This window comes from Meridianimarinicoccus zhengii (assembly GCF_003254465.1).
Classification (GTDB): Bacteria; Pseudomonadota; Alphaproteobacteria; order Rhodobacterales; family Rhodobacteraceae; genus Meridianimarinicoccus; species Meridianimarinicoccus zhengii.
The window spans coordinates 1-13,691 of sequence record NZ_QDFI01000098.1 but is presented as its reverse complement, the minus strand read 5'-3'; the positions used below and the strand labels follow the sequence as shown (position 1 = coordinate 13,691).

The window sequence follows — 13,691 nt, the reverse complement described above, 5'->3', positions numbered from 1 at the left end:
CGCCGCCAGCCCCTGGCCCGCCGCGGCGGCGGCCCACACCCATTTGCGCCGCCGCGTGGCCTCCACCCAGCGCGCCATGGCCAGTTGCGGCAAAAGCGCCCCGGCCTCGCGCAGCGGTACGACCGCGCCCACGGCGGCGCCCGGCGCCCCCACGGACGTCATCAGCCAGCTCAGCACCAGCTTGGGATCGAGCAGGCTGTCCGCGGTCTTGGACAGGCTCAGCGCGGCCAGGTGGATCGCGCCGTCGCGCGCCTCGACCGCATCGAGATCGCCGGCGGTGTCTCCGGTCAGGCGCGCGAGCGTGCGGCGCAGGGGCATGGTGGTCTTCCCGGCTTGGAGATGCGGAACGGATTGCGGTGATATCGCTATCGCAAGCGGGATTGCACGGCGCCCGACCCCGTTGCAAGGTTGCGGCAGGGAGGAAAGTCACATGAACACGGCGGCAGATCATGGCGCGCGCCTTGGCCATGCCATGCGCGCACCGGCAGACGGATATGCGTGCAGGCGGGGTCCCTTTTGCGTGCGGTTAAGGTAAACGTCGATTCACCGGGGGGCAGGCTCTTGATTTTGAAAGAGAAAACGGCAACGGCGCCGCAACATTCTTTCGTTTCGCGCCGCGAACCCGAGCATAAGTTTTGGCCCCGATTTAGTCTGAGGGAGGTCTCACATGGGCGGACATGACGATTTCGATCCCATCGAAAGCCAGGAATGGCAGGATGCAATACAGGACGTGATCGAACGGGATGGTCCCGATCGGGCGCATTTCCTGCTGGACCGCGCCGTGCAGCAGGCGCGGGCGGCGGGGGCGATGCTGCCCTTTTCCGCCACGACGCCGTATCAGAACACGATCCCGCCGGATGATCAGGTCGAGTTTCCGGGCGATCTGGAAATCGAAAGCCGCATCCGCGCCATCAACCGCTGGAACGCCATGGCGACGGTGGTGCGGCGCAACAAGGTCAGCAGCGAATATGGCGGTCATATCGCGTCCTTCGCCTCAAGCGCGGCGATGTACGACGTGGGGTTGAACCATTTCTGGCGCGCGCGTTCGGCCACCCATGGCGGCGATCTCGTGTTCTTTCAGGGTCACGTGGTGCCCGGCATCTACGCGCGGTCCTTCATGGAAGGGCGCATCAGCGCGGAGCAGCTTGAAAACTTCCGCTCCGAGGTGAATGGCGGGGGCCTGTCGTCGTATCCGCACCCGTGGCTGATGCCCGACTACTGGCAGTTCCCGACCGTGAGCATGGGCCTCGGGCCCCTCATGGCGATCTACCAGGCGCGGTTCATGAAGTACCTCCACAGCCGCGGCTTCATCGACATGGCCGACCGCAAGGTGTGGTGCTTCCTCGGTGACGGCGAGATGGACGAACCGGAATCCCTTGGCGCGATCAGCCTTGCGGCGCGCGAAAAGCTCGACAACCTGATCTTCGTCGTGAACTGCAACCTCCAGCGGCTCGACGGTCCGGTGCGCGGCAACGGCAAGATCGTGCAGGAACTCGAAGGCGAATTCCGCGGCGCGGGCTGGGAGGTCATCAAGCTGCTGTGGGGTCGGGGCGGCTGGGACGAGCTGCTGGAACGCGACGTGACGGGCCGCCTGCGCCAGTTGATGGACGAAACCGTCGATGGCGACTACCAGACCTTCAAGTCGAAGGACGGCGCCTATATCCGCGAGCATTTCTTCGGCAAGTATCCCGAAACCGCCGCCATGGTCGAAGACTGGACCGACGACCAGATCTGGAACCTACGCCGGGGCGGGCATGACAGCGTCAAGGTCCACGCGGCGTTCAAGCGGGCGACCGAGGTGAAGGGCCAGCCGACCTGTCTTCTGGTCAAAACGGTCAAGGGCTACGGGATGGGCACGGCCGGTGAAGGCCAGAACACCACCCACCAGCAGAAGAAGCTGGCCGAGGATCAACTGCGCGCCATGCGCGACCGCTTCAAGATCCCCGTGTCGGATGAGGATCTGCCGAAAGCGCCCTTCGTGCAGCTCAACAACGCGCAGAAGGCGTATCTGGCCGACCGGCGCAAGGCGCTTGGCGGGGCGTTCCCCGTGCGGCACTGGCGCGACGTGCCGAAGCTGGAAATCCCCGGTCTCGACAAGTTCGACAAGGAACTGAAATCGACCGGCGACCGCGAGATTTCGACGACGATGGCGTTTGTGCGGATTCTCACGACGCTCTTGCGGGACAAGAAGATCGGCAAGCGCGTGGTGCCCATCGTGCCGGACGAGTCCCGCACCTTCGGGATGGAAGGGCTGTTCCGGTCCGTGGGGATCTGGAACCCGCTGGGCCAGAACTACACGCCGCAGGACCGGGACCAGATGTCCTACTACAAGGAAAGCGCGGACGGGCAGGTGCTTCAGGAAGGCATCAATGAAGCGGGGGCCATGGCCGACTGGATCGCCGCCGCGACCAGCTATTCCGTGCACGGCCAGCCGATGATCCCGTTCTACATCTACTACTCGATGTTCGGCTTCCAGCGGATCGGCGATCTGGCGTGGGCGGCGGGCGACAGCCGCTCGCGCGGCTTCATGCTGGGCGGCACCGCCGGGCGCACGACCCTGAACGGCGAAGGCTTGCAGCACCAGGACGGGCACAGCCACATCCTGGCGGGCACCATCCCCAACTGCATCACCTATGACCCGACCTTCCAGTTCGAGGTCGCGGTGATCGTGCAGCACGGGCTCCAGCGCATGTTCGTCGATCAGGAGGACGTGTATTTCTACATCACCCTGATGAACGAGAACTACCACCACCCCGACATGCCCATGGGTGTGGAGGCCGACATCATCAAGGGTCTCTACCGGCTCGAAGAGGTCAAGAGACCCACGAAGAAGCATGTCACGCTGATGGGGTCGGGCACGATCCTCGTGCAGGCGATGAAAGCCGCCGCGATGCTGAAGGAAGATTTCGGCGTCAGCTCCGAGATCTGGTCGGCCACGTCCTTCAACGAGTTGGCCCGCGACGGGCAGGACGTGGCGCGCCACAACCGCCTGAACCCGCTGGCCGAGCCGAAGGTGCCCTTCGTCACCGAACAGCTGGAACGGTCCAAGGGTCCGATCGTGGTCGCCACCGACTACATGAAGAACTACGCCGAACAGGTGCGGGCCTTCGTGCCCGAGGGCCGGTCGTTCACCGTGCTCGGCACGGATGGTTTCGGCCGTTCGGACAGCCGCGTGAACCTGCGCCGCTTCTTCGAGGTGGACGCGGCCCATATCGCCGCCGCCGCCATGGTGGATCTCTACAAGGCCGGGGCGGTCACCAAGGCCGATCTGACCAAGGCGCTCAAACTTTACGACATCGACGGCAACAAGCCGAACCCGCGGCTGGTGTGACCGCAGGGACGAGGGAGAACAGACAATGACAACTGACGTGCATGTGCCCGATATCGGGGATTTCACCGACGTTCCGGTGGTGAGCGTTCTGGTTTCGGTCGGCGATACGGTCGCCGCCGAAGACCCGCTGATCGAACTGGAAAGCGACAAGGCCACGATGGAAGTGCCCAGCCCCGCCGCGGGCAAGGTCAAGGAAATCAAGGTGTCCGAAGGCGACAAGGTTTCGGAAGGCACCTTGATCATCGTGCTGGAGAGCGAAGGCGCGGGCGACGCGCCCAAGGAGGAACCGAAAGCGGAGGCCCCTAGGACCGAGGAACCGAAAGAGGCGCCGAAATCCGCGCCCGCCCCGGCTGGCGCCCCGGCACCGGTCACCGACAGTGGCTTTGGCCGCGCCCATGCCTCGCCCTCGGTGCGGGCCTTCGCCCGGTCGCTCGACATCGACCTGACCAAGGTGAACGGCACGGGCCGCAAGGGCCGCATCCTGCGCGAGGACGTGGCGAAATTCTACAAGCAGGCCGCGGCCCCGGCGGCAGGTGCCGGCGGCGGCGCCGTTTCGGGTGGCATGGGCATCCCGCCGATTCCGGCGGTGGATTTCTCCAAGTTCGGCAAGGTCGAGGACGTGGAGATGTCGCGGATCAAGAAGATCTCGGGTCCCGCGCTGCACCGGTCCTGGCTGAACATCCCGCACGTGACCCACAACGACGAAGCCGACATCACCGAGCTGGACAAGTACCGCAAGGAGATGGACACGATGGCCAAGGAAGACGGCTATCGCGTGACCCTCCTGTCCTTCGTCATCAAGGCGAGCGTTTCGGCGTTGAAGGAACACTGGGAATTCAACTCGTCGATCCATCCCGACGGCGACAAGCTGATCCGCAAGCATTACTACAACATCGGCTTCGCGGCGGACACGCCGAACGGGCTGATGGTGCCGGTCATCAAGGATGCCGACCGCAAGGGACTGGTGGAGATCTCCAAGGACCTGATGGAGCTGTCCGGCAAGGCCCGCAAGGGCGAGTTGAAGGGCCCGGACATGCAGGGGGCGACCTTCACGATCTCCAGCCTCGGCGGGATCGGCGGCACCAGCTTCACGCCCATCGTGAACGCGCCCGAAGTGGCGATCCTCGGGCTGACGCGGTCCAAGATGGCGCCGGTCTGGAACGGCAGCGAATTCGAGCCGCGCCTGATGCAGCCCCTGTCGCTGAGCTATGACCACCGCGCGGTGGACGGGGCGCTCGCGGCCCGGTTCTGCGTGACCCTGAAAACCCTGCTCGGCGACATGCGCCGGCTGATGTGGTGAGGAGAACATCATGGATGTGAAAGTCCCCGATATCGGCGATTTCTCCGATGTGCCGGTGGTGTCGATCCTTGTGGCGGTCGGCGACACGGTCGCCGCCGAGGATCCCCTGATCGAACTGGAAAGCGACAAGGCCACGATGGAAGTGCCAAGCCCCGCCGCGGGCAAGGTCACGAAGATCACCGTGGCCGAGGGCGACAAGGTGTCCGAGGGCACGGTCATCATGGAACTGGAAGCCGAGGGGGCCGCGGAGACCGGGGCCGTCGAGGCCCCGTCCTCCGCCGCGTCCGCGCCGGCGGCGCCCGCCGCCGCCGCACCCGCGACCGGCACTGCAACCGGCAAGGGCGACAAGCATGCCGATGTGGTGGTTCTGGGCTCCGGCCCCGGCGGCTATACGGCGGCGTTTCGCGCGGCGGATCTCGGCAAGTCGGTCATCCTGATTGAGCGTTACCCCACGCTGGGTGGCGTGTGCCTGAACGTGGGCTGTATCCCGTCGAAGGCATTGCTGCACGTCGCCAAGGTCATCACCGAGGCCGAGGAGATGTCGCACCACGGGATCAGCTTCGGCAAGCCGAAGATCGACATCGACGAGCTGCGCAAGTTCAAGGACAGCGTGATCGGCCAGCTAACCGGCGGGCTTGGCGGGCTTGCCAAGGCGCGCAAGGTGACGACCGTACAGGGCACGGGCAAGTTCACCGGCCCGAACATGATCGAGGTGCAGGGCGAGGGCGGCACCACCACCGTCAGCTTCGACCAGTGCATCATCGCCGCCGGGTCCGAACCCGTGAAGCTGCCCTTCGTGCCCCATGACGATCCGCGCGTGATCGACAGCACCGGTGCGCTGGAACTCGCCGACATTCCCGGCAAGCTGCTGGTGCTGGGCGGCGGGATCATCGGCCTGGAAATGGCCTGTGTCTATGATGCGCTGGGGTCGAAGGTGACCGTGGTCGAGTTGATGGACCAGATCATCCCCGGTGCGGACAAGGACATCGTCAAGCCGCTGATGAGCCGGATCAAGGACCGCTACGAGAACATCCTGCTCAAGACCAAGGTCACGGACGTGAAGGCCCAGAAGAACGGGCTTAAGGTCACGTTCGAAGACGAGAAGGGCGAAACCAGCAGCGCGATCTTCGACAAGGTGCTGGTCGCCGTGGGCCGCCGTCCCAATGGCGGCAAGCTCGACGCGGGCGCCGCGGGTGTCGCGGTGGATGATCGCGGCTTCATCGCCGTGGACAGCCAGTTGCGCACCAACGTGCCGCATATCTTCGCCATCGGCGACCTGGTGGGCCAGCCCATGCTGGCGCACAAGGCCGTGCACGAAGGTAAGGTCGCGGCGGAGGTCATCGCGGGGCACAAGCGGCATTTCGATGCGCGCCTGATCCCGTCCGTGGCCTATACCGACCCCGAAGTCGCGTGGTGCGGCCTGACCGAGACCGAGGCCAAGGCCAAGGGCATCAAGTACGAAAAGGGCGTGTTCCCGTGGGCCGCGTCGGGCCGGGCGTTGTCGAATGCGCGCTCGGAAGGGCTGACCAAGCTGCTGTTCGATCCGGAAGACGACCGGGTGATCGGGGGGGCGATCGTCGGCACGAACGCGGGCGACCTGATCTCCGAGGTGGCGCTGGCCATCGAGATGGGGGCGGACGCGGTGGATCTCGGCCACACGATCCACCCGCACCCGACCCTGTCCGAAACGGTGAACTTCGCCGCCGAGATGTTCGAAGGCGTGATCACCGACCTGATGCCGCCGAAGAAGAAAAAGGCCTGACCAGGGCGAACGTGCCCTGTGCCTGACCGGGTGACCACGGCGGTCCGCCATGCGGGCCGCCGTTCCCGTGTCAGGCCTCCGTCTGCGCGGGCTGCCCGGCCGCGGCCGCCCGGTCCCGTGCCTGCGCCGCGGCTTCGAGCATCTCGACAAGCTGTGCCCGTCGCACGGGTTTCGACAAGAAGTCGTCCATCCCCGCAGCAAGGCAGATGTCCCGGTCAGATGCGAAGGCATTCGCGGTCAGGGCGACGATGAAGGGTTGCGGCCCGCCCGCAGCCCGGATCGCGCGTGTCGCGTCGAGCCCGTTGAGCCGGGGCATGGACATGTCCATGAAGATCAGGTCCGGGCGGTCCCGCGTTGCGATCTCCACTGCATCCACGCCGTTATCCGCGAAAGACGGCACGACCCCCACCGTATCGAGCACCTTTTCCAGCAGCAGGCGATTGATTGCGTTGTCCTCGGCCACAAGAACCCTGAGCCCGCTCAGATCCGCCTGCGGGGTGCCGTCTGTGGCGGCGTGCCCGGGCAGGCTGGCCGGGTCGACGGCACCGGCGCGCAGGGTCGCCGTGAAGACCGATCCGCGCCCCGGCGTCGAGCGCGCGGTGATGTCCCCGCCCATGCGCCGTGCCAGCATGCGCGAGATCGTCAGCCCCAGCCCGGTGCCCCCGAAACGGCGGGTCGTGTCGCTTTCGGCCTGGGTGAACCGGTCGAAGATGTGGTCCAGCATCTTCGGATCGATGCCGATGCCGGTATCTTCCACTTCAAGCTGCAGCAGGTGCCGGGCGCCTGCGGGTTCCGCGTTCAGCCGCACGGTCACGCCGCCCTGCGCGGTAAACTTCACCGCATTTCCGACGAGGTTGATGACGATCTGGCGCAGGCGCCCGCCGTCGCCCAGCACCCGCGCCGGCACGTCCGGATCGATGTCCACCGCCAGCGCGATGCCCTTCTGCGTGGCTTCAGGGCGCAGGAGCGTCGCGGCCTCTTCCACGGTCTTGCGCGGATCGAAGGGCGTGGGCGTGATATCGAGCTTCCCGGCCTCGAGCTTGGACAGGTCGAGAATATCGTTCAGGATCGCCAGCAGCGCTTCGGCCGACCCGCGGATCGTTCCGGCATACATCGCCTCCGGTTCGGGCAGGTCGGCATCGCACAGCAGGTCCGCCATGCCGATGATCCCGTTCATGGGCGTGCGGATCTCGTGGCTCATGGTGGCGAGGAAATCGGCCTTGGCGCGCGCGGCGGCTTCGGCGGCGTCGCGCGCACGGGCCAGTTCCTGTTCATGGCGCTTCGCGGCCGTGATGTCCCGTTCGACCGAGATCACCATCTCCACCGCGCCTGTGTCGTTGAGGATCGGGGCGTAGTTGACCTCCACCCAAAGCTCGCGGCCAGTCGCGGTATAGATGACCAACTCTTCCCGGTGGTCTTCGCCGCGCGCGACGGTCTCGGCGATGCGCGCACTGGCGTTCCGGTCCGTGCGCGGCCCGAACAGCAGGTCATCCGGGCGGCGGCCCCGGGCATCGCTCAGCCGATACCCGGTCTGGTTCTCGAATGCCGCGTTGACCCAGGTGATGCGCCGGTCCGGTCGCGTGATGACGATGCTGTCATTGGCATGCTGCGCCACGAGGGCGAGTTTGCGCGCCTCGGCCTGCTGTTCGGCCAGTGCCTCGGACGACCGCGCCAACGCCACTTGCTGTTCCAGAAGTTCGCGGTTGTGCGCCGTGGATCGCGCGTAACTGTCGGAAACGTATTGCGTGAAGACATATACGATATAGCCGACGATCAGCGTGCCCATCACGTCATAGCCGAGGGAGGCCGACCCGCCCTGCACCCATTCCGCGGCGAACAGGATCGCAGGCGTCAACGCGAAGATCCCAAGCCGGGCAAAGGCGGCATCGCGGTGAAAGGCGGCCACAAGCCCGGCATTCATTGCCGCCCCTGTGAGGTAGGCCATGGCGAAGAAGACCGCCGTGTCGCCCGGTGTGGACACCATCGCCAGCACGATGCAGGCCGAGATCAGGATTGCCTGGATCGCCGCGGTGATCGTGCTGCCGATGCGCAGCGGGCCGTCATCTGCCCCTTCGTCCAGCCGTCGGATCACGCGTGCCAGAAAGCCGCAGTCGATCCCTTCACCCCCCAGGGCGAAGGCGATCACGAGCAACCCGATCTCGGGGCCGCTGAGCAGCGTGAGCGACACGGACCCGACCGCCATCAGCACCTGCCGCGTGCCGAAATTGCGGATGCGTCCCTCGGCATAGCGGCGCAGGCGGCCGCGGGGGCCGTCATGCGCGTCGAAAGCGGCAAGGTTGGCTTCTGCGGCCTGGGTCGGGCTTAGGCTGTCGGTCGGCATGTCGCTGTGCTCCGGGTGGACACAACCTGTGCCACGCGCACGTTCGCTGCAAGGGCCGTTCGCGGCCTGGATCCCCTCAGCGCGGCTGGTGCGGCGTCGGGCACGGATCCCGCGCACCCCTTGACCTTCCCGTGGCTGGAAGGCCTATCTGCGTTCCTGAAGCTGGAAGGAACTTGCCATGGCTGAAACCGCGTTCGCCGCCGAACTGCCGCGCGATACCGCTCAAGAACGCGCGGACACGTATACCTTGCGGATCGAAGGGCTGTCCTGCGCGGGCTGCGTGGGCCGGGCTCAGCGCGCGCTGGCCGCCGTGCCGGGCGTGCAGGCGGCGGAGGTGAACCTTGCCACCGGCGCGGGCCGTGTCACCGCGCCCGCCCATGTGCTGCCGGCGGCAACGGCAGCGCTGGACGCCGCGGGCTACCCGGCGCGGGTGGCGCAGATCACGCTCCAGGTCGACGACCTGACCTGTGCCGCCTGCGCTGCGCGGGTGGACCGGGCGTTGCGCGCCGTGCCGGGCGTGCGCGACGTGGCGGTGAACCTGACCACGGGTGTGGCGCGGGTGCAGGTGCTCGACGGCGTTTCCGACGCGCGCGCCCTGGCGGCAGCCGCAACCGATGTCGGCTATCCGGCGCGCCCCCATGACAGCGCCGTCCGCGACGATCCGGCCACCGTGCAGGCGCGGGAGGCCACCGCGCTGCGCAACCGTGCGGTGCTGGCGGGGCTGCTGACGCTGCCGGTGGTGGTGCTGGAAATGGGCGGTCACATGATGCCCGCGTTTCATCACTGGATCGCCGCAACCATGGGCATGCAGGCGTCGTGGTGGGTGCAGGGCGTCCTTGCCGCGTTGGTGCTGGCCGGGCCGGGGCGGATGTTCTACGCCCGCGGCCTGCCCGCGCTGGGGCGCGGCGCGCCGGACATGAACAGCCTCGTGGCGCTGGGGACGGGGGCGGCTTTCGTCTATTCCTCTGTCGTGCTGCTCGCACCCGGGCTGGTGCCCGACGCCGCCCGCGCCGTGTATTTCGAGGCCGCCGTGGTGATCGTCGTGCTGATCCTCATCGGACGGTGGCTAGAGGCGCGCGCACGCGGCCGCACCGGGGCCGCCATCGCGCGGCTGGTCGGCCTGCGCCCGGCCACGGCGCGGGTGCAGCAAGGCGACGGCCATGCCGACGTGCCGGTGGATAGCCTTGCCTCCGGCGACCTGATCCTGCTGCGCCCCGGCGAACGGGTGGCCGTGGACGGCACCGTGACCGAAGGCCGCGCGCAGGTGGACGAGTCGATGCTGACGGGCGAGCCGATGCCGGTGGCCAAGGCGGCGGGCGATCGGGTCACCGGCGGCACCGTCCTGTCGTCGGGCGCGCTGACCATGCGGGCCGACGCGGTCGGCGGCGACACGGTGCTGGCGCAGATCATCCGCATGGTCGAGGACGCGCAGGCCGCGCGCCTGCCGATCCAGGCGCTTGTGGACCGGATCACGCTCTGGTTCGTGCCGGTGATCCTCGGGATCGCCGCGCTGACCGTGGCGGTGTGGCTCGCGGTCCGGCCGGACCTGTCGCACGCGCTGGTGGCCGGTGTATCTGTGCTCATCATCGCGTGCCCCTGCGCCATGGGGCTGGCGACGCCCACGTCGATCATGGTGGGCACGGGCCGTGCGGCGGATCTGGGCGTGCTCTTTCGCAAGGGCGATGCGTTGCAGGCGCTGGCGGGCGTGCAGGTGGTGGCCTTCGACAAGACAGGCACCCTGACCGAAGGCCGCCCCGCGCTGACCGACGTGGTGCTGGCCGAGGGCGCCGACCGTGCCACGGTGCTCGCCGCCGTGGCGGCGCTGGAGTCGCGCTCGGAACACCCTGTGGGACATGCGATCATCGCCGGGGCACAGGCCGAGGGCGTGACCCCGGCCACGGTCGAAGGTTTCACCGCCCATGCGGGCGCCGGTGTGTCGGGCTCGGTGGGCGGGCAGCCGGTGCTGGCGGGCAACGCGCGGTTTCTGAGGGATGAAGGCGTCGCATTGGGCGACATGGCCGACCGGGCCGACGCGCTTGCCGCCGAAGGGAAGACCCCGGTGCTGGTGGCGATGGGCGCGCAGGCGGTCGCCGTTCTGGCCGTCGCAGACCCGGTGCGCGCAGGCGCCGCCGATGCCATCGCCGCCTTGCAGGCGCGGGGGGTGCGCTGCGTGATGCTCACGGGCGATACGGAGGCCACGGCGCGGGCCGTTGCCGCCCCGCTGGGACTGGACGATGTAAAGGCGGGTCTGCGCCCCGAAGACAAGCAGACCGCCATCGCCGAACTGCAATCCGACGGCTCCCGCGTGGCCTTCGTGGGCGACGGTATCAACGACGCGCCCGCGCTGGCGGCAGCGGATGTGGGCATCGCCATCGGCACGGGCACCGACGTGGCCATCGAATCCGGCGACGTCGTGCTGATGGGCGGGGACCCGCGCGGTGTGGCGACCGCGCTGGACCTGTCGGCCCGGACCCTGCGCAACATCAAGCAGAACCTGTTCTGGGCCTTCGGCTACAACGTGGCGCTGGTGCCCGTGGCGGCGGGGGTGCTCTATCCCGCCTTCGGGCTGATGCTGTCGCCCATGCTGGCAGCGGGCGCCATGGCGCTGTCGAGCGTCTTCGTGCTGAGTAATGCGTTGCGGCTGCGCCGGGCGGGGGTGCCGGGATGAACATCAAGGATGTCGCCGAACGGTCCGGCCTGCCCGCCAAGACCATCCGCTATTACGAGGAGATCGGCCTGATCCGCCCCGCGCGCGCCGAAAACGGCTACCGCCATTTCGCCGAGGCCGACCTGCACAAGCTGACCTTTCTCGGGCGGGCCCGGTCGCTTGGCTTCAGCATCGGGGACTGCCGAACGCTGCTCGCGCTCTACGAGGACCATTCCCGCGCCAGCGCCGACGTGAAACGGCTGGCCGAGGATCATCTCGACCGCATCGACCGCAAGCTGGCGGAACTGGCCGCCATGCGCGACACGCTGGCCCATCTGGTGCGGTCCTGCGCCGGGGACGGGCGGCCCGACTGCCCGATCCTGGCCGACCTCGCCGGGACGCCGGATGCCTGACGGGCTGTGCCCGCGATGCCGCAGCCATGTGTCGCCGCGCCGCAGCGTGCGCGCCAGGGCTATACAGGACTGGCACAAACGCGTATGCGCCGCATTTCGGGTCTGTCCGGACATGGGATCGGGTGGGACCTGCGAAGGGGTGCGGCGCATGGGGCGACCGGCCCCGCCTGCCGTGAAAGACCGCATCCATGATTAAGACCCTTGCCGCCGCGCTCGCCGAGCGCGGCTATGACACCCTGACCGAGGTGCAGACCGCCGTCACCGATCCTGCACTTGCGACCGCCGACATGCTGGTTTCGGCGCAAACCGGGTCGGGCAAGACGGTGGGCTTCGGGCTTGCCCTCGCCCCGACCCTGCTGGGCGAAGCCGAGACCTTCGCGCCCGCGGCAGCCCCCCTCGGCCTCGTTATCGCCCCGACCCGCGAACTGGCGCTGCAGGTGATGCGCGAACTGTCGTGGCTCTACGCCGGGGCCGGGGCCGTGGTCGTCACCGCCGTGGGCGGGATGGACAGCCGCGACGAACGCCGGGCGCTCGCGCGCGGCGCGCATATCGTCGTGGCGACACCGGGCCGATTGCGCGACCATATCGAACGCGGCGCCGTGGACCTGTCCGCGATCCGCGCCGTGGTGCTGGACGAGGCGGACGAGATGCTGGACCTCGGGTTTTCCGAGGACCTCGAATTCATCCTCGCCGCCGCCCCCGACACGCGCCGCACGCTCATGTTCTCGGCCACCGTGCCGCCGGGGATCGAGACACTTGCGCGCACCTTCCAGCGCGACGCGGTGCGCGTGCAGGTCACGGGCGGGGCCGGGGGCCATGCCGACATCGCCTATCAGGGCGTGGCCGTCGCCGACCGGGATGCCGAGAACGCGGTCATCAACCTTCTGCGCTTCCACGATGCCGACAACGCCATCGTCTTCGCCAACACGCGGGCGATGGTGTCGCGGTTGGCCGCCCGCCTGTCCAACCGAGGTTTCGCCGTCGTGGCCCTGTCGGGAGAGTTGAGCCAGGACGAACGCTCCCACGCGCTGCAGGCGATGCGCGACGGGCGCGCGCGGGTCTGCGTGGCGACCGACGTGGCGGCGCGCGGGATCGACCTGCCGGGTCTGGAATTGGTGATCCATGCCGAACTGCCGTCGAACTCGGAAACCCTGCTGCACCGGTCGGGCCGCACGGGTCGCGCGGGACGCAAGGGTATCAGCGCCCTGATCGTGACGCCCAAGGTCCGCAAGAAGGCCGAGCGCCTTTTGCGCTTCGCCAAGGTCAGCGCCGAATGGGTGGCCGCGCCCTCGGCCGAGGATATCCTGGCGCGCGACGAAGCGAAGCTGCTGGGCGATCCCGACTGGGCCGTGCCCGCGACCGAAACCGAAGCTGCCTTTGCCGCGAAGCTGCTGGCGCAGGTCAGCCCCGCCCAGCTGGCGGCGGGTTATCTGCGGCTCTACCGCAAGAACGTGACCGCGCCCGAGGATCTTGCCGATCAGGCGCAGGTGGCCCCGCGTGCGCCGCGCCCCGCCTTCACCGACAGCCGCTGGCTGGCGCTGTCGGTGGGCCATGCCGACCGGGCCGAGGCGCGCTGGCTCCTGCCGCTGCTGTGCCGCGCGGGCGGGATCGAGAAGGACGCGATCGGGGCGATCCGGGTCGGGCCATCGGAAAGCTATGTCGAACTGGATTCGGCCGCGATCGACGGGTTCCTTGCGTCCGTCGGCGACGCGCGGGAACTGGAAGGCGGCATCGCGCTGACCCTGCTGGACAGCAAGCCCGACATGCCGCCGCCGCCCCCGCGTCCCGACCGGGATAACCGTCCGTCCCATCGCGGCAAGCCGGACCGGGGGGAGCGGCCCGCCCGCGCCGCGCGTCCCCCGCGCGAGGCCAGCACCGCGCGTCCCCCGCGCGAGGA

The 13,691-nt window shown here is 68.2% G+C and carries 6 protein-coding genes and 2 pseudogenes; 6 read left to right on the top strand and 2 right to left on the bottom strand.

Annotated elements, in window-relative coordinates; all coding sequences use genetic code 11:
• A pseudogene (locus tag DDE13_RS20170) lies at window positions 1–318 on the bottom strand (MFS transporter); the annotation flags it as partial.
• 349 nt (window positions 319–667) lie between these two features.
• Here DDE13_RS20170 and aceE point away from each other — a divergent pair.
• From aceE to lpdA, 3 genes and pseudogenes are all read left to right on the top strand, one after another.
• The gene (gene aceE / locus DDE13_RS20165) at window positions 668–3,331 is read left to right on the top strand and encodes a pyruvate dehydrogenase (acetyl-transferring), homodimeric type (protein ID WP_111406029.1); all 2,664 of its coding nucleotides are present in this window, start codon (window positions 668–670) and stop codon (window positions 3,329–3,331) included.
• A 19-nt stretch (window positions 3,332–3,350) separates the two neighbouring features.
• A pseudogene (aceF, locus tag DDE13_RS20160) lies at window positions 3,351–4,631 on the top strand (dihydrolipoyllysine-residue acetyltransferase); the annotation flags it as partial.
• A gap of 10 nt (window positions 4,632–4,641) precedes the next feature.
• Window positions 4,642–6,393, top strand: coding sequence for a dihydrolipoyl dehydrogenase (lpdA, locus tag DDE13_RS20155; protein ID WP_111406027.1), 1,752 nt, complete (start codon window positions 4,642–4,644; stop codon window positions 6,391–6,393).
• A 70-nt stretch (window positions 6,394–6,463) separates the two neighbouring features.
• Here lpdA and DDE13_RS20150 read toward each other — a convergent pair whose 3' ends face one another.
• Window positions 6,464–8,734, bottom strand: coding sequence for a hybrid sensor histidine kinase/response regulator (locus DDE13_RS20150; RefSeq protein ID WP_111406026.1), 2,271 nt, complete (start codon window positions 8,732–8,734; stop codon window positions 6,464–6,466).
• Between the two features lie 178 nt (window positions 8,735–8,912).
• Here DDE13_RS20150 and DDE13_RS20145 point away from each other — a divergent pair, with 178 nt between their 5' ends.
• The 3 genes from DDE13_RS20145 to DDE13_RS20135 all read left to right on the top strand — a co-directional run.
• The gene (locus DDE13_RS20145) at window positions 8,913–11,402 is read left to right on the top strand and encodes a heavy metal translocating P-type ATPase (RefSeq protein WP_111406025.1); all 2,490 of its coding nucleotides are present in this window, start codon (window positions 8,913–8,915) and stop codon (window positions 11,400–11,402) included.
• Window positions 11,399–11,794 (top strand): Cu(I)-responsive transcriptional regulator, encoded by a 396-nt coding sequence (gene cueR / locus DDE13_RS20140; RefSeq protein WP_111406024.1) that lies wholly within the window; start codon window positions 11,399–11,401, stop codon window positions 11,792–11,794. Before DDE13_RS20145 ends, cueR begins: the two co-directional genes overlap by 4 nt.
• 188 nt (window positions 11,795–11,982) lie before the next feature.
• Window positions 11,983–13,691: DEAD/DEAH box helicase (locus DDE13_RS20135; RefSeq protein ID WP_111406023.1), on the top strand; the 1,709-nt coding region annotated here is incomplete at its 3' end.